This window comes from Ignavibacteriota bacterium (genome assembly GCA_019637995.1).
Taxonomy (GTDB): domain Bacteria; phylum Bacteroidota; class Ignavibacteria; order Kapaibacteriales; family UBA2268; genus JANJTB01.
Map to the genome: position 1 here is coordinate 96,518 of JAHBUQ010000002.1, position 26,908 is coordinate 123,425.

A 26,908-nucleotide genomic window follows, 5' to 3' on the forward strand; every position below is an offset into this window, starting at 1 on the left:
ATTTATGAAAAAAACTATACTTATTGTTTTAGTATTATTGTTTTCTACAACATATTTGTTAGCACAAATTCCCCAAACCATAAGCTGGCAGGGAATTCTTCAAGACGGTAGCGGTAATCCGCTCAATGGAAATTATAATTTGACTGTCAAATTATTCGATGTCGCTTCCGGTGGGACGGCACTTTGGAGCGAGACTCACAGCAGCGTAGTTATCGCTGACGGACTTGTTAATCTTAATCTTGGTAGCGTTACGCCATTTAGTATTAATTTCGCCGATGAATACTGGCTTGAAATCACCGTAGGGATTGGAACTCCGCTTCCGAGGATTAAACTCAGTTCTGTGCCTTATGCACTGCATTCAAAGACGGCTGAATCTGTAAATGAAACCGATCCAACTTGGTCAGGCACAGCAAATGAAACAGCAAATATTGGCAGAACCGGCAATGTGGGCATAGGGACTTCCTCTCCCAGTGCCCTACTTCATACCCACGGCTCAGGCACGGGCGAGGGCAATGTGCTGCATGAAGGCGTGTTTAAGATTTCGAACCCAGGCGAACCACCTGCTTCAGGTGAAGGAACACGTATGATGTGGTACCCTGATAAAGGTGCTTTCAGAGTAGGTGGTGTAAGCGGAACAGATTGGGATAAAGACAGTATTGGAGAATATTCTGTAGCAATGGGTTACAATACCAAAGCCAAAGGATGGATTTCTATGGCATTAGGAGAAGGTACTACTGCTTCCGAATGGGCTTCCACAGCAATGGGATACAATACAACCGCTTCTGGACTTTCCTCAACGGCTATGGGACAAAGAACTACAGCTTCGGATTGGTACGCAACTGCAATGGGAATGGTTACAACCGCATCGGGATTGGCTTCTACCGCAATGGGTGGATACACAATCGCTTCGGGACAAAATTCCACAGCAATGGGAGATAACACAATTGCTTCGGGAGGTAATTCCACGGCAATGGGAAGCTACACAACCGCTTCGGGAGGTAATTCCACGGCAATGGGATATGGCACATCTGCCAAATCATTTTCTGAAACGGTAATAGGCAATTGGAATACTGATTACACTCCTGTCTCAGCATTGGAATGGAATGCAAACGACCGCTTGTTTGTTGTTGGTAATGGTATCGCAGGTGATTCAAGAAGAGATGCATTAACAGTTCTGAAAAATGGTTATATAGGTATTGGTACTTCTACACCATCAGCACTTTTACATACTCATGGCCACGGGCAGGGAGAAGGCAATGTGCTGCTTGAAGGCGTGTATAAGACTTCCAATCCAGGCGACCCACCTGCTTCAGGTGAAGGAACAAGAATGATGTGGTATCCCGATAAAGCAGCATTCAGGGTTGGTGGTGTAAGCGGAACGCAATGGGATAAAGATAGTATAGGAATCTATTCCACGGCAATGGGAAGCAGCACAACCGCTTCGGGTTCTCGTTCCACTGCAATGGGATTCATTACAACCGCTTCGGGATGGTATTCCACGGCAATGGGAAGTAGCACAACAGCTTCGGGACAAAATTCCACAGCAATGGGAAAAAGTACAACCGCTTCGGGATTGTATTCCACGGCAATGGGAAGCAGCACAACCGCTTCGGCAGAGAGCTCCACGGCAATGGGAGACGGAACAACCGCTTCGGGATTGTATTCCACGGCTATGGGAAGCGGTACAACAGCTTCGGGAAATTATTCCACTGCAATGGGATTCATTACAACAGCTTCGGGAACTACTTCCACTGCAATGGGAGGCGGAACAACCGCTTCGGGACATAGATCCACGGCAATGGGAAGCGGTACAACAGCTTCGGGAAATTATTCCACTGCAATGGGACACGGAACAATAGCCAAATCTGCCTTTGAAACAGCAGTGGGAGGTTGGAACACTGATTATGAGCCGAGTTCAATCACTTCATGGAATGCAAACGACCGCTTGTTTGTTATTGGAAATGGTACCGCAGGTGATTCAAGAAGAGATGCATTAACAGTTCTGAAAAATGGTCATATAGGCATTGGAACTTCTACACCATCTGCACTTTTGCATACTATTGGTCAAGGGCAGGGAGAAGGAAATGTTTTGCACGAGGGTGAATACAAAGTATATGACCCGGGCGACCCTCCTGCAAGCGGAGCAGGTACACGTATGATGTGGTACCCCGATAAGGCGGCATTCAGGGCTGGGAGTGTGACAGGAACGCAATGGGATAAAGATAGTATTGGAATTTATTCTATTGCTATGGGTTATAATAGCAAAGCAAAGGGTGCTAATTCAATTGCAATAGGACAAAATACTACCGCTTCCGGACTTTTTTCAACAGCAATAGGATATTGGGCAAATGCTTCTGGAACTGTTTCCACTGCATTGGGAGCGAATAATTCTGCATCGGGATATGCCTCCACTGCAATGGGCGAAAGAACAAGTGCCAAATCAGCTTTTGAAACTGTTGTAGGTAGATGGAATTTAGATTATACACCAGTCTCAGCAACTGAATGGAATGCAAATGACCGTTTGTTTGTGATTGGTAATGGTACAGCTCTCGCTTCGCAAAGCAATGCTATGACAGTTTTGAAGAGTGGCAATACAGGTATAGGTACGAGCACCCCTACAGCTTTACTTCACACAAGTGGCACTGGTACAGGTGGAGGTAATGTACTGTTTGTTGGCGAATATAAATCAACTGCCAATCAGGGCAGTCCACCGGTTACAGGAGCAGGCACCAGAATGATGTGGTATCCCGATAAAGGGGCATTCAGAGCTGGAAGAGTAACCTCTACAGAATGGGACAAAGATAGTATTGGTGATTATTCAGTTGCTTTTGGTTATAGTGCCATAGCAAAATCACTCAGTGCGGTCGCCATAGGTGCCGGGAACATCGCAAATGCCCCTAATTCAACTGCTTTAGGTGCATATACAACCGCTTCAGGTAAATATTCTACAGCAATTGGGTATCAATTAAATGCCAAATCCATTTCCACAACAGCAATTGGTCAGTATAATGTTGGATTTGGTGATTCCCAAAACTGGTATTCAACCGACCCAATATTTGAGATAGGTATAGGAATCAATGAATCGAACAAAGCAAATGCTATGACTGTTTTAAAGAATGGAAATATCGGAATAGGTACAATTAATCCGGCTGGAAATAGGCTCAGGGTAGTATCAAACGCCTCAGGCGGAACCAATTCTACGGGCTATTTTGAAAATACAAATGGTTCTGGCTTGGCTCTAAGAGCTACAACTAACTCAAGCGACGGGACTATTCTTTCTATTCAGGAAGGTTCAGGTTATACTTTACGTTGTGATGGCTATGACCCTAACTGGTTTGTCGCTATGATTGTAAAAGGCAGACAAGTGGGAATAAACACTTCATCTCCTACCCAAAACCTTGACGTAAACGGGAACGCACGATTTCGTAGTATTGCCTCTGATGCTTATCATGGAGTGCTAAATCGTAAATCCGATGGCACTCTGACCACTGCCACATCTGATATTCGTTTCAAGGAAAATGTCGAAACCTTAGAGAATAGTCTTGAAAAAGTATTAAAACTTCGAGGGGTTAGTTTCACATGGAAAAACAATCCTGAATATGGCACTCGTATTGGTTTTATAGCACAGGAATTTGAAAAAGTTGTACCTGAACTTGCTTTTACCAATCCTACAGATGGCTATATGGGAATTAATTATGCAGAAATGACTGCTGTACTTGCTGAAGCAATAAAAGAACAGCATACTATTATAGATGAACAGAACAACAAAATTCATATTCAACAAACAGAAATAGATGAACTTAAGCGTAAACTTGAACAACTTTTGCAACAATTTTCAGAGATTCAAAATAAATAAAAAGGAAAATGAAAAATGAAAAACATTTTTGTATTATTTCTACTTTTAATTGCAGTTAATACCTTAACAGCTCAAATCCCAAACCAAATTAGTTGGCAAGGGGTTTTGCAAGATTCAGAAGGCAATTTGCTCGACGGAAATTATAATATTACCGTCAAATTATACGATGTCGCTACGGGCGGCACCGCTATTTGGAACGAAACACACAGCAGCGTAGTTATCGCTGACGGACTTGTTAATCTTAATCTTGGTAGCGTTACGCCATTTGGTATAAATTTCAGTGACGAATACTGGCTTGAAATCACCGTAGGGAGTGGCACTCCGCTTCCGAGGATTAAACTCAGTTCTGTGCCTTATGCACTGCATTCAAAGACGGCTGAATCTGTAAATGAAACAGACCCGCTATTTTCTGCAAGTCCGGCATCGGGCATATTAAATACTGATATTACAAACTGGAATGCAGCCCACTCATGGGGCGACCATGCAGTAGAAGGATATTTAACAGAATATTCAGAAAGCGACCCAACATGGGACAACGGTGGCAATGTATCAAATAATATCGGTCGTCTCGGAAATGTCGGTATCGGCATTTATACTCCTACCGCTCAGTTACATACTCATGGACTTGGTGATGGAGAAGGTAATGTGCTACATGTGGGTGTATTCAAAGATACACCTGGTAACCCACCGACATCAGGAGCAGGCACACGTATGATGTGGTATCCTGATAAAGCTGCTTTCAGGGCTGGGAGTGTGACTGGTACACAATGGGACAAAGATAATATTGGAAAATTCTCCGTAGCAATTGGTTCAAATACAATAGCTTCCGGAGATTTTTCAAGTGCAATGGGTATAAATACAACTGCATCAGGTAATTCTTCAACTGCATTGGGCTGGTACTCAACAGCATCAGGATATAGTGCAACTGCCATTGGGTCTTCTACCGACGCATCCGGTTCGAAATCTATTGCATTAGGTTCAGAAACAACTGCTAAATCAGGTTTTGAAACAGTCATCGGAAGATTTAACACAGATTATACTCCGAATTCAATAGCAGATTGGAGTGAAACTGATCGTTTATTTGTTATCGGTAATGGCACTGCAAACGATTCAAGAAGAGATGCATTAACAGTTTTGAAAAACGGCCATATAGGCATCGGAACTTCCACACCAACATCACTTTTGCATACTCTTGGCCTCGGGCAGGGAGAAGGCAATGTTTTGCACGAAGGTGAATACAAAGGAACTAACCCGGGCGACCCACCCACATCAGGAGAAGGTACTCGTATGATGTGGTATCCTGATAAAGGTGCCTTTAGGGCTGGCGGTGTAACCGGTACCCAATGGAATAAAGATAACATCGGTAATTATTCTGTTGCTATGGGTTATAACACAAATGCATCAGGAAATCACTCTACTGCTTTGGGGTTTAACACAACGTCATCAGGGCATTACTCAACATCTTTAGGTGCCAGTACAACAGCATCAGGAAACTATTCAACCGCCATGGGGATAAATGTAATAGCATCAGGGTTTTACTCTACTGCTTTGGGATTTGGAGTTTCATCTCCTTCTGCTTATGAAACTGCAATTGGAGTTTATAACACAACATATACTCCTACATCAATCTCATCGTGGAATTCAAGCGACCGTTTGTTTGTGATTGGTAACGGGTCATCAGGAGGTGAAAGAACGGATGCTTTGGTAGTACTGAAAAATGGTAGTACAGGTATTGGTACCTCAACCCCCACTGCACTACTCCATACCAACGGTACGGGAAAAGACGAAGGCAATATTCTATTTGTAGGAGAATATAAATCAACTGATCCCGGTAGCCCTCCTGCAAGTGGTGCGGGTACACGTATGATGTGGTATCCGGATAAAGCGGCATTCAGGGCAGGCGCTGTAATAGGTGTTCAATGGGACAAAGCAAATATTGGAATCCATTCTGTAGCTATGGGCTATAATAATACCGCATCGGGAGATTTTTCCAATGCAATGGGACATAACACAATTGCATATGGGGATAACTCAACTACATTGGGAAGTCATAATTCAGCACATGGGGATTATTCTACTGCAATAGGTTATGCTAATACTGCTTCAGGAGGTATTTCTACTGCAATGGGAGGGAATACAATCGCTTCAGGAGATGTTTCTACTGCAATGGGTGGAGGTACAACGGCGTCAAGTACATTTTCAACGGCTATGGGAGAGAACTCAACAGCTTCGGGTTATGCTTCTACAGCGATGGGTTCAAATACAAAGGCAAGGTCAGGATATGAAACAGTTCTGGGAAGATGGAATGTTGATTATACTCCCACTACGCCTTCAGCTTGGCATGTAAATGACCAACTTTTTGTAATTGGCAACGGCACCGGAAGTACTTCACGAAGTAATGCAATGACGATTTTGAAAAACGGTCGAATTGGAATTGGAACTGCAACTCCTGTTGCTCTTCTCCATATTACCGACACAGATGAAGGAAATATACTCTTTGAAGGTGAATTTAAAGGCTCTGGTCCAAGTGACCCGCCGACATCTGGTGCAGGTACCCGCATGATGTGGTATCCTGATAAGGCATCATTCAGAGTCGGAAGAGTAAGTTCTACTCAATGGGATAAAGATAGCATAGGTGACTATTCTGTCGCTATGGGATACAACACAAAAGCATTAAATGTTTACTCTACTGCTTTGGGATATTCAACAATAGCATCAGGATATATCTCCACGGCTTTGGGGAATTCTTCTAAAGCATCAGGATATAATTCCTTAGCCATGGGGTATTCTACAATAGCATCAGGATATATCTCCACGGCTTTGGGGATTTATTCTGAATCATCAGGTGATTACTCATTTGTTTTAGGTAATCAAATACAATCTCCATCAGCTTATGAAACTGTTATAGGAAGATATAACACAACATACACTCCTTCATCCGGTGTATCATGGAATGTAAATGACCGCTTGTTTGTAATCGGCAACGGTACGGGAAATTCTACCCGAAGTAATGCCTTAACGGTACTAAAAAATGGTCGTGTTGGTATTGGAACTGATAGCCCGGGTGCAGGATTGCACCTTAAAGGTTCATTGCACCCAAGTAGCTTTATTTACCTTGAGTCTGACGAAGACGAAGATACAGGTTTCCGGTTCTATGAAGGAAATACTGTAAAATGGCATATATTTAATAACTCAAGCGCTGCAGGGCTTTCTATCAATAACAGTGCATACTCTGTTGCTCTGTTTGCTAAACAGTCCAACGCATATATTGGTATAGGCACAAGCAGTCCAACCCAAAACCTCGATGTTAATGGCAACGCACGTTTTCGCAGTATAGGCTCAGGGGCATATTCAGGTGTTGTTAACCGTACTTCCGACGGAACGCTCACCACTGCTACTTCAGATCTACGATTTAAGGAAAATATCGCAACTTTAGATAATAGTCTTGAGCGAGTGAAGCAATTACGCGGAGTAAGTTTCACATGGACAAGCAATCCCGAATACGGCACTCGCATTGGTTTTATTGCACAGGAATTTGAAAAAGTCATACCTGAACTTGCTTTTACCAATCCTACAGATGGCTATATGGGAATTAATTATGCTGAGATGACTGCAGTATTAGTTGAAGCTATGAAAGAGCAGCAAACCATAATTGATGAACAGAATAAAAGAATAGAAAACTTAGAGAAAAAAATTGAAATTCTATTTCAACAAGTTTCAAATATCAAGTAAAACAGGAAATAAATATGAAAAACATATTATTCGTTTTCTTACTTTTTGCAATTAATTTGCAATCTCAAACCTATCAAATTAAAAATCACGTGATGGGTAATTCAGCTGCCACAGTTTCCAATAGCGAATTTACTTTTAGAAGCACAGTTGGGCAGCCCGCAATTGGCAAAATTGAAAATCTTGACAACGTTGTCGGTTCCGGATTTTGGTACAAAATGGGTAAAACTAATTTTGTTACACAAATTATTAATCTCGCATTCGGTTGGAACCTCATCTCCACTTATGTCGATCCGGAGAATACATCTATTCCGGTAGTTTGGGAAGATGTGAAGGAAAACGTGGTTATTGTCAAGAATAATGCGGGTGCTACATATATTCCATCATTTGATATAGACGGAATTGTTAATTGGAATGTGATTGAAGGTTATCAGGTTTATGCATCTCAGTCAGATTCACTCATAATCACAGGGCAGCAAGTTGTTCCTGAAGATAATAATATTGCTCTTACTTCGGGTTGGAAAATTGTTTCCTACCTGCGTAACAGCCCGATGAATATCATAGATGCCCTCGTCACTCTTACTGATGATGAAGCACTCGTAATTGCCAAAAATAATTCAGGAGGCACGTATTTGCCTATGTTCGACATCAATACAATCGGCAATATGCAGCCCGGACAAGGCTATCAGATGTACCTGAGCAAAAATTCAACTCTGACTTATCCTGCTAACTCTTCAGGGAAGCGAGCTATGGCTGGTGAACCGTTTGTCAGATTACCGAAAATTCTGAAGCCTGAACACAGTCACACAGGGAATAACTCAACCCTTGTTGTTCTTGCAGATACTCCTGACGGCAATGAAATTGGCATATATTCCGAAAATGATGTGCTTATCGGCTCAGGCATATTCTTCGATGGTAAAGCAGCAGTTACAATTTGGGGTGATAATCCCCAAACGCCTGAAACTGACGGAGCGAAAGCCAATTACGAATTACGAATGAAAAATTACGATGTCAATACTGGTAGAATCAGCGAAGTTGAAATCTCAGAACTTACTGACATTATCAGTGGCGATGGATATTCACAGCTTACTTACAAGCGTGACGCTCTAATACTTGCTAAAGCAAAAGTGGAAAGTCAAGGTAGTGATTTATCGCTTTCGGTACGTCCGAATCCGTTTTCAGATGAACTTGCTATCGAGTTTAATCTGATGAATGAAGAAGAAGTATCAGTCAGAGTTTACGATGTAAGCGGTGGATTAGTTCGCTCACTTTACGCAGGTCAACTGAATGCCGGCTCGCAGAAATTCTCATTAAACGGCTCAAACCTTGCAAGTGGTGAATACACTATAATTCTCACAATCGGAAACGAAAGATTCATGCGGAAAATTGTGAGAGTGAAATAATCTTTCAACAACTAAAACCAGAGATAATTTATAAGCCCGATGCAGAGATGTGTCGGGCATTTATACCGAATGGAAAAAATCACTTGCCGGATATTAAAGTAAGCTCTACTCTCATATTTTTTTGGCGTCCGGCAGGAGTATCATTTGTACTTATAGGTCTTAATGAACCGTAGGCAGTAGAGATTAGGCGGCTTTGATTTATACCTTTCTGCACGAGATAGCCGACTACCTCCTTAGAGCGGCTGTGAGAAATATTAAAATTATCCTCAAGCGAGCCGAAATTATCCGAATGCCCTTCAATTCTCAGTGTAAATTTAGGATTAGAGTTCATAAACTCTGCTACCCTGTCGAGATAGCGTTTCATGCCCGGCGCTAAAAATGTTGTATTTGACCAGCAACTTCACTTCTTATCCTTGTATCAGTGCTTCATTTTACTTCAACAAGTGTAGAAATTCCATCTTGGTCAATAAATAAATGGTCTAATATTATTTCTTTGTTCTTCATTAGGAATTCAAATTTCTAGGATTTTCAGGATTAATTTGACTTCCAGAGATAAGTTTCGGATAGTTTTCTAATAATTCTTGGAACTGTCTTTCAGTCAAGAATTCAATTTCATTTAATTCTACCAATGATTGGTTATAGCTGATATGAATATTTGTTCTTCCATTATGTTGGATTTCCTATGGTATTAGATAACGTTTTGCGGCTTTGCGAAGAAGCGGATTTCGGAGCACAAAACTGTCAACCTGCACTGAACTTGAATAGAAGCACAAAGCTCCAAGTTTGCACGTCACCCCGCCTGACGCAAAACCCGTGTTAGCAGTAGTAGTTTTATGATATAAAGTTATTTCCAACAACATAAAGGTCAAAACTGATTGAAAGTCCTAATTCGTTCATTCTCCTTATGTCGTTAATGTCAATTGTATGTCCGCCAATCATTCCGTTGCCGTTATGAATGTCCATTGCAACCGATATAAAACCTTTTGTTTTTTCAGCAAGTTGTTTTATGCCAATCATATCTTGCTCCAATAAACTAAGCAGTTTTTTTAACTTGTCTTCAAATTCGTCAGGTTCTGGATTAGGTAAAAATATTAGACAACTAAACGTATGATTTGACTTTCCGCTTTTTCTAAGGTCGCCTTTACTCCAATATTCAGTTGGTTTCAAATGTGTCATAGCTTTTAATGTGTCCGCAGATAATATTTCTGAAGTCGCTATGAAATAAACACGATGATATGCTTCGGTATCAACACCAATAACTTCGTTCTTCTTTGTGTCAATATAAACTGCAAAATAAAATCTTTCGTCAAATACAGGTAAGTAGGCAATAATTATTTCGTCTTTTCTATCACGGTCAATACGGTCAACTTTCAATTTGTTGTCGGAATAAATTGGACTGTGAATTTCAAGATACTGCTCTGTCATTCCAAGTGTCTTTTCCTTGAATTCCTTTTCAATAAGTTCTATCGCTTGTTGGTCTGTCATACTATTACTGCTAACTCAATTATTTACGTACTCTCATTAAATGATATGCAAAATTACAAATATTTTGCAATTCTACAAAATATTAACTATAAATATTCTTATAACCACCTAAACTATGTAGTATTAGGTATGAATGATTAACAATTATTGCTGTTTCGTAAAATCCTCAATATTCGTAATTATTGCGAAAGTATCTCATAATTTTTATACTCTTCTTCTGTCATTTCAAACTCCGGCTTTATTACTTTAACTTCCTCGTAAGTCAGTTCGATAAATTTAAGATTATCCCAAATATTTTAAAATTTTCACACTAATTGATAATTTTTTATCAATTAAATTTTGTTAATTGGTAAAAACTTGTTATTTTTGAATTGATAATTTTTTATCAATATAAAATTGTATATTAAAGTGAAACAAATACAGAATATACCGGAGCCATCGCTAAGAAGACTTGTAAGATACTACCATCTTATAAAAGGGATTCAGTCGGAACAAAATGAAACTGTATCCAGTGCTTGGATAGCAGAACAATTTGGCTTGGAGTCAATTCAAGTCAGAAAAGACATTCAATATACCGGAATAAATGGTAAACCAAAAAGCGGTTACGGTATAAGTGAACTTAAATCAGCTATTGAAACAACGATGAACTGGAATAATTACCAGGAAGCTGTTTTAGCAGGCACAGGCAAACTTGGTAAATCACTTTTAATGTATGATAGTTTTAAAAATTACGGTTTGTCATTTGCAGTTGCTTTTGATAATGACCCCCAAAATATAAATACAGAAATTAATGGAATTAAAGTTTTACATATAGATAAACTTAGCAATTTAGTAAGTCGAATGCACATTCATATCGGTGTACTGACTGTACCGGCTTCTGCCGCTCAGAATGTTACGGATATGATGATAGAAGGTGGGATTAAAGCAATTTGGAACTTTGCTTCCTATCAGATAAAAGTACCTGAAAACGTTTATGTAGTTCATGCACAGTTTTCGCAAAGTCTTGCATTACTTACAAACAAATTGCCACAATTAACATCAAAGTAATATTTTTCTTAAAAAGGATAATCAAAATGTGTAACAGTAGTAATGAAAACATAAGAAAATTTCAAAAGGTTTGTGAAATTTTGGAATTTTATGATTACGACAAAAGTAAGTTGATACCTATTTTACAGGCGGTACAGGATGAATACAGATACTTACCTGAAGAAATTATGGTATTGATAGCATCTTCACTCGATATTTCACCCGCAAAGGTTTATGGTGTAGCAACATTCTTTAGTCATTTTGCTCTTGAGCCAAAAGGCAAATATGTGATAAAGGTATGCGACGGTACTGCGTGCCATGTAAAGAATTCTGAACCTATTATCAAAGAAATTCGCTTACAATTAAACTTAACTCCAGAAAAACCAACGACACCCGATATGATGTTCACATTGGAAACCGTGTCTTGCCTTGGTGCTTGTGGATTAGCACCCGTTGTTGTTATAAATGAAGTTGTTCATTCATTGATGACACCAAAAAAAATTGCTAAAGAAATTAACAAGATAATGGAGTCGGAGGTGGAATATGCGTAACAATATAATTGAACTTGAACAAATCAAGTCAGCTTATGAATATGATTATAAATCAGTAAGTAAGAGAATTACTGTTTGTGCCGGTACAGGTTGCGTAGCAAATGGTGCTCTAATAGTTTATGATGAGTTAAAACGCAAAATTGCAGAACAAGGAATTGATATTCAGATTGAATTAAAGCACGAAAGTAATTCAAGTGAATATGTGTATCTTTCTGAAAGTGGCTGTCAGGGATTCTGTCAAATGGGACCACTTGTAAATATTGAGCCGGAAGGTATTCTTTATATGCAGGTAAAGCCACGTGACGTAGATTCTATAATTGAGCGTACAATTAAAAGTAATCAGGTTGTGGATAAACTTTTATTCAAAGATATTAATACAGGTCAGCTTTGTAAAGGCAGAAAGGAGATTTCATTTTACAACAAGCAGTCCAGAATAGTGCTTGAAGAGTGCGGCAAGCTCGCTCCCGGTGATATTAATGAATACATTTCACATAACGGATATATGGGGGCAAGACAAGCTTTTACAGAATTAAATCCTGAAGAAGTTTGCGAAATTATTAAATTATCCGGACTGCGGGGGAGAGGCGGTGGTGGATTTTTAACCGGTGTTAAATGGGAATTTGCAAGAAAAAATGAAAGCGATAAAAAGTACATCATTTGTAATGGTGATGAGGGCGACCCCGGTGCATTTATGGATAGAAGCTTGATGGAGGGCAATCCCCACGCTGTTATTGAAGGTATGATGATTGCTGCAAGAGCAATTGGTGCTGAGGAAGGTTATGTTTATGTTCGTACCGAATATCCTTTGGCTGTAAAACGAATCAAGCAGGCAGTAAAAAAAGCAGAAGAAATGAAACTTCTTGGTGATAACATTTTTGGTTCAGGTTTATCATTCAGAGTAATAGTAATGGAAGGTGCCGGTGCATTTGTATGTGGCGAAGAAACTGCTTTGATTAGTTCGGTTGAAGGTAAGCGAGGTATGCCAATGCCTAAACCGCCATTTCCTGCTCAATCCGGTCTTAATGGAAAACCAACTGTAATCAATAATGTTGAAACATTAGCAATGGTGCCTTATATATTAAGAAATGGACACCATAATTTCAGAAGATTGGGTACTGACAGAAGTCCCGGTACAAAAACATTTGCATTAACAGGACACGTTGTTAATACCGGTCTTATTGAAGTTCCTTTTGGGGCAACATTAAGACAAATAATTTTTGATATTGGTGGTGGTGTTACAGATGAAGAAGGCAAATTAAACAACAACGGATTTAAAGCTGTGCAAATAGGAGGACCTTCGGGTGGCTGTCTTACAGAAAAAGAACTGGATATGCCTCTGGACTTTGACTCCTTAACATCTATTGGGGCAATGATTGGTTCAGGTGGGCTGGTCGTTATGAATGACAGTACCTGTATGGTTCAGATTGCAAAATTCTTTATGCAGTTTACACAAAATGAATCCTGTGGGAAATGTGTTCTTTGCCGTGAAGGAACTAAACAAATGCTTGCTTTACTTGATGATATTACAGAAGGACGTGCAACTGCTGAAACAATAGAATTACTTGAGGTTTTAGCTAATGCCGTAAAAGCAGGTTCTTTATGTGGGCTTGGTAAAACAGCACCTAATCCGATTCTCTCGACACTTAAGAATTTTAAAGAAGAGTATTTTGCACATATTGAGCAAAAAAGATGTCCTGTGAAAAAATGTCTGTCGCTTATAGACCCCGAGATTTTAGCTGACAAATGTAAGGGCTGTGGTGCCTGTATTAAGGTATGTGCTGTAAATGCTATTACAGGCGAAAAGAAATCTTTGCATTATATTGACACAAAAGTTTGTATTCAATGCGGTGCCTGTAAGTCAGCTTGTAAGTTTAACGCAGTAATTGGAGTATAGAAAATGAAAAGTATGATAATTGACGGAAAAAAGATAAATTTTGATAAAGAAAGAAATATTCTTGAAGTAGTTAGAAAAGCAAAAATTGAAATCCCAACTTTTTGCTATCATTCAGAACTTAGCGTATATGGTGCATGCAGACTTTGTCTTGTTGAAGTAGAGGGTAGAGGAATTTTATCGTCCTGCTCTGTAATACCTGAAGACGGTTTGGTTGTAAAGACAAATACATCACAAATCCGTGAAATGAGAAAAGTAACGATTGAACTGTTATTGGCAAGTTATAATCATAATTGCCCAAGTTGTTCAAAAAATTCAAGTTGCAAATTGCAGGATATAGCTTTCAAACTTGGAGTTGATAAAATACGGTTTAAAAAGTTTGACAAACAGTTACCAATTGATAACTCTTCTGAATCGCTTGTCAGGGACCCGAATAAGTGTATCTTGTGTGGAGACTGCGTTAGAGCTTGTGAGGAAATTCAGGGGATTGGTGCGTTGGATTTTGTATCCCGCGGCTCAAATGTGAGCGTTCAACCAGCATTTATGAAAAGTTTGTCGCAGGTTGATTGTGTCTATTGCGGACAGTGTGCAAGAGTTTGCCCAACCGGTTCAATTGTACCCAAAAGTCATATTGATAAGTTATGGGCTGAACTTGATAATAATAAAAAAATCGTGGTGGCACAAATAGCACCTGCCGTCAGAGTTGCTATCGGTGAGATGTTTAGTTCGGAATCTGGTTCAATTGAATCAGGAAAAATGGTATCGGCTATGAAAATGTTAGGATTCGATAAAGTATTTGATACTGCATTCAGTGCCGATTTAACTGTAATTGAAGAAACCCGTGAGTTTATTAAAAGAAAAGAATCTCAAAAGAATTTACCGTTATTTACTTCCTGCTGTCCGGGCTGGGTAAAATTTGCAGAACAATATCATCCGGAAATTCTTGATAATCTTTCTACTTGCAAATCACCGCAACAAATGATGGCTTCGGTAGTAAAAGACAGTTTACCCGGAATGCTTAACTGCAAACGTGAGGACATAGTTATGGTATCGGTTATGCCGTGTACTGCAAAGAAATTTGAGGCATCAAGAGATGAATTTAAAGTAAATGGTATTCCCGATGTTGATATTGTTATTACAACTCAGGAATTGGCAAGAATGATAACACAATCCGGTATTAAATTTAATGAACTGACACCTGAAGAGTTTGATATGCCTTTTGGATTCAAAACAGGCGCAGGTATTATTTTTGGTAATTCAGGTGGTGTGTCTGAAGCTGTTCTAAGATATGCTTATGAGCTTAAGAAAAAAGAGAAACTCGAATATGTGGAGTTCAGTGAAGTCAGAGATAACAAAGGTATAAAAACCGCATCTATCAATATTGATGGAGAGGAAATAAGAATTGCAGTAGTTCAGAATCTCAAGAATGCGAAGGAGATTATTTCCGAAATTAAATCAGGTAAAGCCAATTACGACCTTGTTGAAATTATGGCTTGTCCGGGCGGATGTGTCGGCGGAGCAGGACAACCGGTTTATTTTAATAATGATACATTGGATAACAGGAAAAATGCCCTGTATGCTACAGATAAAATGCTGCAACTACACAAATCGCAGGATAATCCTTATATTAATAAAATATATAAGGAATGGGAAAAACAGAAGGACAGCCACAAACTTGTACATGACCTGTTACATACTTCTTACAGAAAACGCAAACGAATTGAAATTGAACAATTGACTTTACTAAAGCAGTCCGAAAATACTGTGAATGTTCATATTTGTTTTGGAACTTCGTGTTTTATAAAAGGTTCTCAAAGCATTATGAAGAAGATGCTTAATTACATAAGTGAAAATGATTTAACTGACATTGTGAATGTTAAGGCAGGTTTCTGTATGGAAAATTGCGATAAAGGACCTACAGTAACAATAGGTAGTGAAGTTATCGGCAAATGCACTTTTGAAAGAGCGGTTGATGTAATGAATAAGCAAATTTCGGAGTTGGTTATCAGCAATTCTGAATTAGCTCATTAAATCAAAGATAATTTTTTGTTATAAAATCATAAAAGAAATAAGTAGGTAGGGTTTGTCATTTATGTTCAGCCCTGCCGACTTTTATAAAAAAATGGAGCATTATTATGATATCGGAAAAAGAAAGTTCACTGCAAATAGTATATACAAATAAGGCAAAATGTCTTGACTGTAATCGTTGTGTTCGGGTTTGTCCGGTAAAAGCAATCAGAATCAAAAACTCGCAGGCATTTGTTGATTGGGAAAAGTGTATTGTGTGTGGTAATTGTGTTAATGAATGTCCACAATCAGCAAAAACCTACAGAAATGATATTTTTACTGTTCAGGAGTTGCTTAAATCAGATAAACCAACTGCTGTAATTGTTGCTCCGGCTTATGCTGCTATAATGGAACCATGGCAGTCTGTAAGATTAGCTTCAGTTTTAAGGTATATCGGTTTTAAGTATATTGCTGAAGCTGCATCTTTTGCTTCAGATGTTGCTTATGCTACTTTGGAATATCACAAAGAAAGTAAATCTTCTGTTATTACATCATCATGTCCCGCTGTTGTCAGTTATGTTGAAAAATATCAGCCCCATGCGATTGGAAATCTCGCAAAAGTAAAATCTCCCATGGTGGCAACTGCAGAGTATTTGAAAAATCATTTAGGTAACAATTGGAATATTGTCTTCATCGGACCTTGCATAGCTAAAAAATATGAATCCGTCAGAATTGAAAATCGTAATCTTTTTGATGCTGTTTTAACATTTGATGAAATGTATGATTTATTCAATGAATTTTCAATTGAACAGGCACGTTTTGAAGAAAGTAGTTTTGATTTAACTGCGGGCGATAATGAAAAACTTTTCCCTGCTCTTAGCGGTTTCCTTAAAGCAGCAAATATGAAAACTGAAAGCTTTTCAAATGAATTTTTAAGTGCTGACGGTATTGAAGAAATAAAAAATATTATTGATTACGTGGCTGAAACTCAAAAACCTGTAATTGTGGAAGCGTTATTCTGTAAGCATGGTTGTATCAATGGTCCCGGATGCAGTACAAAAACCAATATTTATCAAAGAAAAAACAATCTGATTAATTATTTCAATAAAAAAGAATTTGAATTAAACAGTGTCGAGCATGAAAAACCTGAATTGAGAACCATATTTAACAATAATTTATCAATCAAGCAGCCAATTTATACAGAAGATGAGATTTTGAATGTTCTTGAAAAAATTGGGAAATCAAATCCTGAAGACAGACTTGATTGTACTTCCTGCGGTTACGATTCATGCCGCGACAAAGCTATTGCTGTACTAAGTGGAATGGCTGAACCTGAAATGTGCGTTTCATTTATTAGAAAACGTTCCGAAACTAAAGCTGATAAGATTTTACAGCAAAGCCCCAATGGTATTGTAATTGTTGATGATAATTATAATATTATTGCTATGAATCAAGCTTTCAGAAAGATGTTTATGTGCTCAAATTCCAACATCGGAAAACCAATTTCGATGATTATGGACCCGGAGCCCTTCATCAAATTTAATTCAGCTGAGAATGATAAATTTGAAATTACAAAAAAATATGATAATTTTAATATTATCTGCCATCATATTATCTATTCACTAAAAGAAGAAAAGAAACTTGTTGGAGTTTTTGTAAATATTACAAATGTTATATCAAATAAGGAAAAAATTGATTCACTAAAAAAAGAAACTATTCTGAAAGCAACTGAATTACTTGACCACCAGATTATTATGTCTCAAAGAATTGCAAAATTGCTTGGTGACAGCACAGCTCAAAGCGAGGAGTTAATAAACAATTTACTAAAATTGACTAATGATTAATAACGTTTTTTATTTCAGAAGATTCAAAGGACAAAAAGCAGGATAAGTACTCATTATGGACTATTACTATGTTGAAATAACAAAAAACCAAATGCCAAAATACACAGGTTTGCCTTGTGGTGATGTGATTGAGGTTATTAGGAATGAAAATGAAACTCTCCTGATTATAGCAGACGGTAAAGGAAGCGGAATAAAAGCAAATATCGCCGCAAATACCTGTGTCTCCCGAATTGCCGGATTATTAAGCAGAGGTTTTTCACTTAGAAATTGCTGTGAAAAAGTTGCTGCAACTATGGAAAATGCCATTAAAGAAGATTTGCCATATTCTGTTTTTTTAATTGCAAGGTTCAAATCTGATGGTTATGTTAATATATTATCTTATGAGATGCCTCCGTCAATTATTATTTCAAACCGACAGGCAAATATTTTAACACAGAGAAAAATCATCAGCGAAATTTCAATAATATCTGAATCAAGTTGCTATTTGAAGCCACATGAAGGGATAATATTATATAGCGATGGAGTAACACAAGCAGGTTTAGGAGTTAATTTTGACTACGGATGGGGAGTGGATAATATCTGCAAATTTATTAATTCTAATTTACATAAGAAAGCCACAATTAAGCAATTACCTAAAATTATCACGGATAAGTCTTTTGAGCTATCAGACTTAAAAAGAAGTGATGATGTTACTACAATCAGCGCTTCGTTAAGACTTGGTGTAATAGTAAATCTGCTTACAGGACCACCTGAAGATAAGAGCTTAACCAAAGAAAAGCTTATGACATTTCTCAATTCCAGAGGAATTAAGTTAATATGCGGTGCAACTTCGGCACGGCTCGTTGCCGATATTTTAAAAAAGCCGGTTAAAATTGAGAATAGTTCTTATGATGGTATAACACCTCCGGCTTCAACAATTGATGGTATAAATCTGGTTACTGAGGGCTTGGTTACTTTAAATCAGCTATTCAATATTATGGATGAAGACCGCGAGGATATGGATGACGCTAACCCCGTTACGCAGTTATATGACTATCTGATGATTGCAGACAGAGTAAATATTTTTATGGGTAGTGCAATAAATCCGGCTAACAACGATATAAGTTACAAACAAAGAGGACTTATTCCAAGAGCTAAAATCATTTCATTAATTTCACAAAAACTCACAGAAATCGGAAAACTTGTAGTCATTAACAGAATATAGATTTTATTGTTTTTGGGCTCTGAGTTTAGGAAAAAGCTACGTAATTGAGTACCATTAATAGCTAAATCATACCCACGACAACAAATTGACAACTTCGTACGAGGAGAAATATGGATAAATTTTTGTCTTTGGAAATAATCTCGAAGAGACTAAAAACAATTACGAATTACAGGAAATAATCTCGAAGAGATTAAATCTTTATAGCAGAATGAAAATCCAAGCCACCACAAATCGGGGATCGGGATTTGTCAATTTTTAAGGGAATTGGGAGCTTCTGAACTCCTGAATTTCCGAGATATTCTGAGCCGCAGACCTTAAAGAATATGGAGAGTAAAGCATATTGTAATCAATAAAAAAAGGGTTTCCAGCCGGAAACCCTTTCATTTCTACGCTCCCAAGGAGGGACTTGAACCCCCGACCCTCTGATTAACAGTCAGATGCTCTAACCAGCTGAGCTACTTGGGAATCTTAAGAGATTACAAAAGTAAGAACTTTTTCTGAATTGACAAAATATTTTTTTTATTTTGGAAATTATTTTGAAAATTATTTTGGTTTATGGATATATTGCTCAATTATTCCCTGTATTTCTTCAGGAACCCCCGGTAAAAAATTATAACCTGTGCTTTGCTCTATATGGCTGACTGATACAGCAAATTCTTCCCATTCACTGTTTCTTATTCCTTGAATGTTCGGCATCATTACACTATAAATTGTTGTATTATAATCTATACATTCGGCGCCTTCTCCTCTCTCCAGTACTACAACTATTTTATAGCAACTGTCGGGAACTCTCACACCTCTGCCAATAGTCGAGTCGGATTTATAGACACCACCTGCATATAAATATAGCTCTTTATTTTCCTTAATAGCAAGTTCTTCACAATACCGCTCAAATTTTAGCCATACTCCACGGTTTAAGTCAGGGGTTTGAGCTACGATATTTGTCATATAGAAAGTTGAGCGATTATCATCTGCATTAACGGTTCTCTCGTGCGAGCGTACAAGATGGCCGCGGTCATAGCCCGAATTTGTATAATCATCGTGTGTTATTCGCATAAATAAATCAGGCAAGGTCATATCTGTAACAAATTTGCCGCTGAATCTGCCTGATTTTCCAAACCATGAGGCATTCAGGTTCCAGCTAACCCAGTTTGTGGTATTGAAATTTGGATTATAGCTGACGATATACTGACTCCGATATATAATGTAATCATCTGTTGTGTCAGTATCATAAGGAAGACCTGCGGGACTATGCAAGTTTATTATTGCCGAAATAACAGAATCCTTTGTCTCGCTTTTTGCAAAGCCGGAACTTGTTAATACCAACACCAAAATTAGAAGATATGATGACTTCATTTGTTAAAATATATAAATATTATTGCAGAATAAACAACTATTAACAATATTAATATAACAATTCGTTTTAATTATTATTTTGTATTTAATAAAAAATAATTCAATGAACGTATTCAGATTTCAAGTTGCAGATTACAAAAGGATTTCCCAATTTCTTTTTGCAATGGTAATCACAGCGATACCACTTGTCCTGATTACTTTTTATTTTCTGAGTTCTTATTCCGCTTTCCCTTATGTACTCTCTGCAATTTTTATTCTGATGTTAATAATAGCTGTTTATATGTCATTATTGAAATATTTTTTGATTTATGATTCAGAATTTACTCTTAGCAATGAAGGAATACTCGAAAAAAATCTCAAAAATAACAAAGAAGTATTTTTTAAATGGGAAGATGTTGAGCTATTCAAATTTGGAAGTACAAAGCATACTAATGAAGACAAGGAATATTTAAAAATGTCCTTTAATTCAAGTAAACATACAATTTCTGTGGCTGAATTTAAGTCAGATGAAGGCAAAATGAAGTTATTTGCAAATTTTAGAGATACAATTGAGTCTTTTTTACTCAAGCATAATCCAAGAGCTTTACCGAACAAATTAATATGATAGTTAGAAAAATAGACCCTATTGTCAGTAGCTTTAAGAGAGTAAATGGCTCAAGATTAACTCTCAGAATTGATAAACAGGCAAATGTGGTTATATCTGCTCCCTTGAAAATGGCAATTTCGGATATCAATAATTTTATTGATGAGAAAAGAGACTGGATTGAGAAAACCCGGCAAAAAATCATAGAAAATCAAGCTCCAAAAAGATTATTTAATGATGGGGACACTATTCCCTTTTTAGGAATTGAGAGGCGAATTAATATATTACCTAATTACAAGTATGCTGCCGAATTTTTGGATGGGAAATTCAATTTGAGTAGTAATATTCAACCTCAGGCTAAGGAATATCTTTCAAGACTTTTCAAAAACCTTGCCTGGAATCATTTTGCACCAAGAATACATTATTTAGCCAAACAGTATAATTTTAAATTTAAAGCAGTTAAAATTTCCTCGGCACAGACAAAGTGGGGCTCATGCTCTAATCATGGCAATATTAATCTTGCATGGAGACTGGTTATGGCACCTGAAGATGTGATTGATTATGTAATAATTCACGAGCTGGCACATACAGTTGAAGCAAATCACTCTCATAAATTTTGGAAAATAGTTGAGAATATTATTCCGGACTACAAACAAAAGAGGCAATGGCTTAAAGATAACGGCAAGTATTTAGATTTGTAAATAAATTCTCAGGCAAAATTCATTGTTTGTAACAATTCATATTTTAGCCTTACGTTAACTGTTTTTTAAAATCACAAATACTCAAAATGGAAAATAGATTAAAACAGCAACGTGGCTGGTATATGTATGACTGGGCAGTCTCTGCTTTTACTACGAGTGTAATAACAGTTTTCATTGGACCATATCTTACAACTATTGCTGATAATGCCGCTATTGACGGATACCTCAGTATTTTAGGTATGGAGATATTTGCAGGATCTTTTTTTTCTTATTGTGTATCATTATCTGTTATTCTACAAGTAGTATTTCTACCATGGCTGGGAGCTTTAGCTGATTATTCAAACCGTAAAAAGCAACTTTTGGGTATTTTTGCTTATATCGGAGCCTTTGCTGCTATGGGTTTATATTTCTTAGAAGGGACAAATTATCTGTTAGGCGGGTTATTGTTGATTATTTCCAACCTATCATTCGGTGCTTCTATGATATTCTATAATGCCTTTTTGAATGAAATTGCAGAGCCCGATGAGCGGGATCGAGTTTCATCAAATGGCTTTGCGGTAGGCTATGTAGGAGGCGGATTACTTTTAGCCATAAATTTAGTGCTTGTCATGCAGGCGGAAAAATTCGGTCTTACAATCGGAATGGCTGTCAGAATATCAATGGCATCAGCCGGATTGTGGTGGGCTGTGTTTACTATTATTCCAATGTTAAGACTGAAATCATTTCGACCTCTTAGGAGCATTCCTTCGGGAGAAAATACCTTTATTTTTGGATTTAAACAGATTAAATCAACTATAAAGGATTCTTTGAAATATCCCAAAACATTACTTTTTATTGTCGCTTATATATTTTATAATGACGGTGTTCAGGCTGTGATTGTTGTCGCTTCACAATTTGGGCAGGAGGCTCTGAATCTGGATATCGGAACTCTCACGACTGTTATTTTAATGGTACAGTTTGTAGCATTTGGCGGAGCAAAATTTTTTGATTATCTGGCTTCAAAAATCAATACAAAAAATGCACTGCTTATTAGTATTGTTATCTGGATAATTGCTGTTTCTTACGCATATTTATTTCTGAATTCCGAAGCGGGATTCTATGGGCTTGGTGCAGTAATCGGTTTAGTGCTGGGCGGCACTCAGGCACTCAGTCGTTCGCTTTATTCACATCTGATTCCTTCAGGAAAAGAATCGGAATATTTCAGCCTTTATGAAATTAGCGAAAGAGGCACAAGCTGGATAGGTCCACTTCTATTTGGAATTTCATTGCAATTCACCGGCTCTTACAGATTTGCTATATTATCACTTGGTATCCTTTTTGTAGTGGGTTTTATATTATTGATGAAAATTAATTTCCGTCAAGCTATCATTGAAGTCGGAAACACTCTGCCAAAGAATATTTAAGGTATAATTTGCAATTACAATATCATATTGGAAAAATAAGTTGGACTCTTGCCGATAAAGTGCTTTATGTAGTTTATGGTTTTGTATATTTAATACAAATTTCGCTTCTTGGCACTGAAGACTTGGCGCTTTTCGGCTTTTTAATTGCATTTAATACATGGATATTTGTAATAAGTGATTCTTTTGCTTTGCAATCTATTATTCAGTATGGTTTCATACCGGAGAATCGCAGCAAAGTTAATCTATACGCTGCTATACTGCATATCGCAATTGTAGGTGGCTTGTCGTTGATTGTATATATGCTTGGCAGTGTATTCTCTGCAGTACTGTCCGAACCGAGATTTATGGAGATTACCCCATATCTGCCACTCTTATCACTTTTTATGTTACCCCGCACTTACGCCTTGAAACTAATGCTTCGTGACCACAAAATTTACAAAATATTTATATCAAATTTTGTTTTTTTTGGTGTTATGGTTTTTGAAATTTTAAACTATAAATTTTCGCAAAGTTCAATTTCACTTAATGAAGCTATAATAATTTATCTCAAAGGAACTGCAGCAAGTTCGGTTGTGGCAATGTTGTTATCTTTGAAAGAATTGAGATTTTCATTGTCCGGAAATATCAGAATTAAGCAGATTGTAAATTTTAGTCTGCCATTTACATTTACAAATGCCATAAATACAATTCCAAAATATCTTGATATAGTAATATTGAAATTATTCTTTCCATTAGACCAGATAGGAGTTTACTCAGCTGCTAAGTCGCTTTTCAAGTTTTTCGAGGAAGGAATGAATGGTGTAAACGGACTTGTTTATCCGGCGTCAGTGAGAAATGTTACAGAAGAAAATGCAGCAGGACTTAAATCAATAGTCAGCAAAGCAGTATCATTTACTTTAGTTGGCTTTATCATTCTGTCAACTATCCTTACATTTGGACTTGCAGATTTTCTAATAGGATTTTTGATGAAATCCAAATTCATCGATGCTTCTGTATATTTCAAAATAATGCTTATTGCATCGCTGTTTTTGCCATTTAATATTCTATATTTTGTAATAACTGCATCAGGAAAACACTTTGATTTAATGAAAATTGTAAGCGTTTCTTTTATTGTAGCAGTAATTTCATTTATCATAGTCGGCTTAATTGGAAATCCGTTTTTAATGCCATTTGGATACGTGGCATTTTACATGTCATTTTCGATATTAGCATTTAATTATGTAAACAGAAGCGGAATAGTCGAACTCCGATTTAGAGATCTTTTCCGCTCTGTTAATGACTCATTAAAGTTTATCTCAAAATTTAGAAAATCATAAATTTAAAACTCTGATTTAATGCCAAAGCCACACACAAATAAAAGTCATTATAATTTATTGATTTAATTAAACTTATCTCAATACAACAAATTTCTCAAAAATATAATTATTGTCCGATTCCACAACAATAAAGTAAACTCCACTTGGTAATGTGCTAATATTTATTAAATTATTATATTCTCCGGTAATAATTGGAGATGCATCAATTCCACAAATAGAATATTTTTCATATTTATCCTGCAAACGTAGAATACTTGAATTATCTTCGATAGAGAGAATAACTTTCCTGTATTCCTGATGGTTTTCGGTTACAGAAGTAACCGGGTCAGGAACTTCGACTTTAAATAATCCGTTCCCATCTGTTGCAAACCACATATCACCTTTAAATAAAATAACTTTTTTGCCAACCGGACTAAAAGTAGGAGATGAAATGCTTGGAGTAAATTTTTTAAATGTATTATTACCATTAAACCTAAGCCATTTATCATTCCTGTACAACCAAGTATTATTGTATTTATCAGTCAGTACACTCATCCAATCAGCAGTTTTGAAGTATTTGAGGGCAATTTCCATATAAGTATCGTGATCCCAGGTATCATCTGAACGAAGTGCAGAAACTCCTGCTTCCAAAGTGTAATTGCCATAGCCCATCTGCCACCCTTTAACATAATCATAAGTAGTAATCAGCTCGTTACTTGCTGATATCCCTAATCTTCTACTATCATTGGTAAATGGCTTGTCTATTCCGTCGGACACTTTAGTAATAAAGAATCTGTTGTTCATGAATTTCAAAAAATATTTTTCTGATACATCGAAATATATTGTTCCATTTGGCATACAAATTCCATTTTTAAGTCTTCCTGCAGTTCTATCTGAAATTGAAGTTATTTGGAAATTGAATTTGTTGTTGGAATAATACCATAATGAATTTTCTTGACTATGCTTACCATCTGATTTATATTCGGATAAATTTGAATTAATCCATACATTTCCGGCAGAGTCAGTAAGAATAATATAATAGCTCTCTCTCTGATTAGGATTATCGCTGTCCGGGTCCCTTAGAAAACTATGCTTGGTCCAGATATTTCCATCTTTAACAGCAAGAATATTTCTAAATGAGAAAAAGTACCTGCCATCATAGTCTATTTCAAGATTTGATTTATCATTATAACTTGTACGAACTACAGAATCAGGCACAAAACTGTGGCTCCATTTGTTATTTTCATAACTTTGATATAAATAATGATTTCCTGATTTACCAAGTGCAACAATCTTGTCATTTTTACGGTCATGAGCCAAACTGTAAAATGTATTTGTATATAAGCCATCTCCACCAAATGATTTAGTTCCATTTCCAAAATACCAGTTTATTCTATCCTGATATGCCACAAACAACCCATTATCTGAAACATGAAAGGTTTTGATTTCATATTCACTTTGCAGTACTTGCTCTACCTGCATTGTGCTTTTATTCAGTTTATAAATATCATTATCAATCAAATAGAATATCGAATCCATTATTTTCTTATATCTCCAGTTTGAATTACTGAATTCGAGTAATATTTTTTCTTCTTTTGTATTCAAATTGAATGAATATATATTGTTTTGTGTATATCCGACAAAATATTCATCAATCAGTTCAATTGAATTATGCCTTATTCGGGCAAGTGTCATATTTTCATCAAATTCAGTATTCAATCCGGCAGGAGGAGTAAATTTAAAAAGCCCCTGAAATGACATAAACCAAATCTCATTATTAACAACAACAACAAAATCCCTTACCATATCATAATTTCCACTTATTGGAAAATTTTGGAAAGATGGATGAATCAGATACTCAGGGCTATTTTCAACAAATTTGAATAAATACGCATTCCCTGACCAGTTAAGCCACATATACCCATAAACTGTCCCATTGAATATTTTTAATTCAGATATGGGTGAATCATTGGTTTCCCCTATACTTGTATAAAATATCTCATCTTTTGTATGAACCTGAATTCTTGGTTCAAAATCAAACAACATATAAAGTTTATCATTATAAATAAGATAAGACTTCAAACCTGAGGATATTTCCCTTGCATAGTCTCCATCGTAAATATATAATTTATTCCATTTGTCATTAAAATACAAATTTCCTTCGAATTCGAATATTACTGTAGAATTGCTGAAATTTCCATTATTAGAACCGGGTATTTTATCAGACTTTCCTGTTTCTTTATCTAAAATATATGTTCCGGTGCTGTTTGATATTATTAATCCGTATTTAGGAGAATCAAATATACCGGTAAAGTCTGTAAGTTCGTTGAAATACCTTGTTACATTCAGAGTATCACAAAATACGTTCACCGGAATCAGGAATAATGGTAATATCAAAATCCATATAATCTTGAAAAAATTTCTAAAATCAAAATTTCCCGTATACATGACAGCCCTCCATTATTATAAAAATTAACACCACTTTGCAAATGTACTTAACCTGTTGTTACAAAAGGCTAAAAATATTTTTTAAATAAATATTATATTTTACAAATATAATACTTTTATTTTGAA

General features: G+C 36.8%; 18 protein-coding genes and 1 tRNA gene. 13 read left to right on the forward strand and 6 right to left on the reverse strand.

From position 1 onward, the window contains the following. Nucleotides 1–4: 4 nt before the first annotated feature. From KF896_06480 to KF896_06490, 3 genes are read left to right on the forward strand one after another with little or no spacing between them, the layout of a single operon-like run. The gene (locus tag KF896_06480) at nucleotides 5–3,856 is read left to right on the forward strand and encodes a tail fiber domain-containing protein (GenBank protein ID MBX3043345.1); all 3,852 of its coding nucleotides are present in this window, start codon (nucleotides 5–7) and stop codon (nucleotides 3,854–3,856) included. Between the two features lie 15 nt (nucleotides 3,857–3,871). Then, entirely contained in the window at nucleotides 3,872–7,588 is a 3,717-nt protein-coding gene (locus KF896_06485) for a tail fiber domain-containing protein (protein MBX3043346.1), read from the forward strand. A 14-nt stretch (nucleotides 7,589–7,602) separates the two neighbouring features. Then, nucleotides 7,603–8,988: a T9SS type A sorting domain-containing protein gene (locus tag KF896_06490; GenBank protein ID MBX3043347.1), complete on the forward strand. Its 1,386-nt coding sequence runs from the start codon at nucleotides 7,603–7,605 to the stop codon at nucleotides 8,986–8,988. Between the two features lie 79 nt (nucleotides 8,989–9,067). Here KF896_06490 and KF896_06495 read toward each other — a convergent pair whose 3' ends face one another. The 3 genes from KF896_06495 to KF896_06505 all read right to left on the reverse strand — a co-directional run bounded on the left by KF896_06495 (nucleotide 9,068) and on the right by KF896_06505 (nucleotide 10,473). Further along, entirely contained in the window at nucleotides 9,068–9,352 is a 285-nt protein-coding gene (locus KF896_06495; protein ID MBX3043348.1) for an OmpA family protein, read from the reverse strand. A gap of 316 nt (nucleotides 9,353–9,668) precedes the next feature. Continuing rightward, nucleotides 9,669–9,848, reverse strand: a complete 180-nt coding sequence (locus tag KF896_06500) for a hypothetical protein (protein MBX3043349.1) — start codon at nucleotides 9,846–9,848, stop codon at nucleotides 9,669–9,671. Continuing rightward, nucleotides 9,820–10,473, reverse strand: a complete 654-nt coding sequence (locus tag KF896_06505; GenBank protein MBX3043350.1) for a DUF4279 domain-containing protein — start codon at nucleotides 10,471–10,473, stop codon at nucleotides 9,820–9,822. The genes KF896_06500 and KF896_06505 overlap by 29 nt, the downstream gene beginning before the upstream one ends. Before the next feature lie 402 nt (nucleotides 10,474–10,875). Here KF896_06505 and KF896_06510 point away from each other — a divergent pair, with 402 nt between their 5' ends. The 6 genes from KF896_06510 to KF896_06535 all read left to right on the forward strand — a co-directional run bounded on the left by KF896_06510 (nucleotide 10,876) and on the right by KF896_06535 (nucleotide 18,996). Then, nucleotides 10,876–11,520: a redox-sensing transcriptional repressor Rex gene (locus tag KF896_06510; GenBank protein MBX3043351.1), complete on the forward strand. Its 645-nt coding sequence runs from the start codon at nucleotides 10,876–10,878 to the stop codon at nucleotides 11,518–11,520. Between the two features lie 26 nt (nucleotides 11,521–11,546). Then, complete coding sequence (locus tag KF896_06515) at nucleotides 11,547–12,050, forward strand: NAD(P)H-dependent oxidoreductase subunit E (protein ID MBX3043352.1); 504 nt, start codon at nucleotides 11,547–11,549, stop codon at nucleotides 12,048–12,050. After that, the gene (locus tag KF896_06520) at nucleotides 12,043–13,944 is read left to right on the forward strand and encodes a 4Fe-4S binding protein (GenBank protein MBX3043353.1); all 1,902 of its coding nucleotides are present in this window, start codon (nucleotides 12,043–12,045) and stop codon (nucleotides 13,942–13,944) included. The genes KF896_06515 and KF896_06520 overlap by 8 nt, the downstream gene beginning before the upstream one ends. A 3-nt stretch (nucleotides 13,945–13,947) precedes the next feature. Further along, nucleotides 13,948–15,972 carry a [FeFe] hydrogenase, group A gene (locus KF896_06525; protein MBX3043354.1) on the forward strand — a complete coding sequence of 675 codons (2,025 nt, stop codon included), beginning with the start codon at nucleotides 13,948–13,950 and terminating at the stop codon, nucleotides 15,970–15,972. 104 nt (nucleotides 15,973–16,076) lie between these two features. Next, the gene (locus KF896_06530; protein MBX3043355.1) at nucleotides 16,077–17,792 is read left to right on the forward strand and encodes a 4Fe-4S binding protein; all 1,716 of its coding nucleotides are present in this window, start codon (nucleotides 16,077–16,079) and stop codon (nucleotides 17,790–17,792) included. A 55-nt stretch (nucleotides 17,793–17,847) separates the two neighbouring features. Next, nucleotides 17,848–18,996 (forward strand): SpoIIE family protein phosphatase, encoded by a 1,149-nt coding sequence (locus KF896_06535; GenBank protein MBX3043356.1) that lies wholly within the window; start codon nucleotides 17,848–17,850, stop codon nucleotides 18,994–18,996. A 391-nt stretch (nucleotides 18,997–19,387) separates the two neighbouring features. On the opposite strand, the gene KF896_06540 is transcribed toward KF896_06535, so the two are convergent. Beyond that, a tRNA-Asn gene (locus tag KF896_06540) sits at nucleotides 19,388–19,461 on the reverse strand. Between the two features lie 78 nt (nucleotides 19,462–19,539). Then, nucleotides 19,540–20,352 carry a DNA/RNA non-specific endonuclease gene (locus tag KF896_06545; protein ID MBX3043357.1) on the reverse strand — a complete coding sequence of 271 codons (813 nt, stop codon included), beginning with the start codon at nucleotides 20,350–20,352 and terminating at the stop codon, nucleotides 19,540–19,542. Between the two features lie 103 nt (nucleotides 20,353–20,455). Between KF896_06545 and KF896_06550 the strand changes: the two genes are divergently transcribed. From KF896_06550 to KF896_06565, 4 genes are all read left to right on the forward strand, one after another. Then, nucleotides 20,456–20,956 (forward strand): hypothetical protein, encoded by a 501-nt coding sequence (locus tag KF896_06550; protein MBX3043358.1) that lies wholly within the window; start codon nucleotides 20,456–20,458, stop codon nucleotides 20,954–20,956. After that, nucleotides 20,953–21,636, forward strand: coding sequence for a M48 family metallopeptidase (locus KF896_06555; protein MBX3043359.1), 684 nt, complete (start codon nucleotides 20,953–20,955; stop codon nucleotides 21,634–21,636). The genes KF896_06550 and KF896_06555 overlap by 4 nt, the downstream gene beginning before the upstream one ends. Nucleotides 21,637–21,722: 86 nt before the next feature. Then, entirely contained in the window at nucleotides 21,723–23,039 is a 1,317-nt protein-coding gene (locus KF896_06560; protein MBX3043360.1) for an MFS transporter, read from the forward strand. Between the two features lie 8 nt (nucleotides 23,040–23,047). Continuing rightward, nucleotides 23,048–24,355, forward strand: a complete 1,308-nt coding sequence (locus KF896_06565) for an oligosaccharide flippase family protein (GenBank protein MBX3043361.1) — start codon at nucleotides 23,048–23,050, stop codon at nucleotides 24,353–24,355. A 72-nt stretch (nucleotides 24,356–24,427) separates the two neighbouring features. Here the strand turns inward: KF896_06565 and KF896_06570 are convergent, their stop codons facing one another. Beyond that, nucleotides 24,428–26,782, reverse strand: coding sequence for a T9SS type A sorting domain-containing protein (locus KF896_06570; protein ID MBX3043362.1), 2,355 nt, complete (start codon nucleotides 26,780–26,782; stop codon nucleotides 24,428–24,430). Between the last annotated feature and the right edge of the window lie 126 nt (nucleotides 26,783–26,908).

Coding starts and splice junctions, on each gene's coding strand:
- KF896_06480 (MBX3043345.1), top strand. CDS start 5: ATGAAAAAAACTATACTTATTGTTTTAGTATTATTGTTTTCTACAACA.
- KF896_06485 (MBX3043346.1), top strand. CDS start 3,872: ATGAAAAACATTTTTGTATTATTTCTACTTTTAATTGCAGTTAATACC.
- KF896_06490 (MBX3043347.1), top strand. CDS start 7,603: ATGAAAAACATATTATTCGTTTTCTTACTTTTTGCAATTAATTTGCAA.
- KF896_06495 (MBX3043348.1), bottom strand. CDS start 9,352: ATGAAACGCTATCTCGACAGGGTAGCAGAGTTTATGAACTCTAATCCT.
- KF896_06500 (MBX3043349.1), bottom strand. CDS start 9,848: ATGTTGTTGGAAATAACTTTATATCATAAAACTACTACTGCTAACACG.
- KF896_06505 (MBX3043350.1), bottom strand. CDS start 10,473: ATGACAGACCAACAAGCGATAGAACTTATTGAAAAGGAATTCAAGGAA.
- KF896_06515 (MBX3043352.1), top strand. CDS start 11,547: ATGTGTAACAGTAGTAATGAAAACATAAGAAAATTTCAAAAGGTTTGT.
- KF896_06520 (MBX3043353.1), top strand. CDS start 12,043: ATGCGTAACAATATAATTGAACTTGAACAAATCAAGTCAGCTTATGAA.
- KF896_06525 (MBX3043354.1), top strand. CDS start 13,948: ATGAAAAGTATGATAATTGACGGAAAAAAGATAAATTTTGATAAAGAA.
- KF896_06530 (MBX3043355.1), top strand. CDS start 16,077: ATGATATCGGAAAAAGAAAGTTCACTGCAAATAGTATATACAAATAAG.
- KF896_06535 (MBX3043356.1), top strand. CDS start 17,848: ATGGACTATTACTATGTTGAAATAACAAAAAACCAAATGCCAAAATAC.
- KF896_06545 (MBX3043357.1), bottom strand. CDS start 20,352: ATGAAGTCATCATATCTTCTAATTTTGGTGTTGGTATTAACAAGTTCC.
- KF896_06550 (MBX3043358.1), top strand. CDS start 20,456: ATGAACGTATTCAGATTTCAAGTTGCAGATTACAAAAGGATTTCCCAA.
- KF896_06555 (MBX3043359.1), top strand. CDS start 20,953: ATGATAGTTAGAAAAATAGACCCTATTGTCAGTAGCTTTAAGAGAGTA.
- KF896_06560 (MBX3043360.1), top strand. CDS start 21,723: ATGGAAAATAGATTAAAACAGCAACGTGGCTGGTATATGTATGACTGG.
- KF896_06570 (MBX3043362.1), bottom strand. CDS start 26,782: ATGTATACGGGAAATTTTGATTTTAGAAATTTTTTCAAGATTATATGG.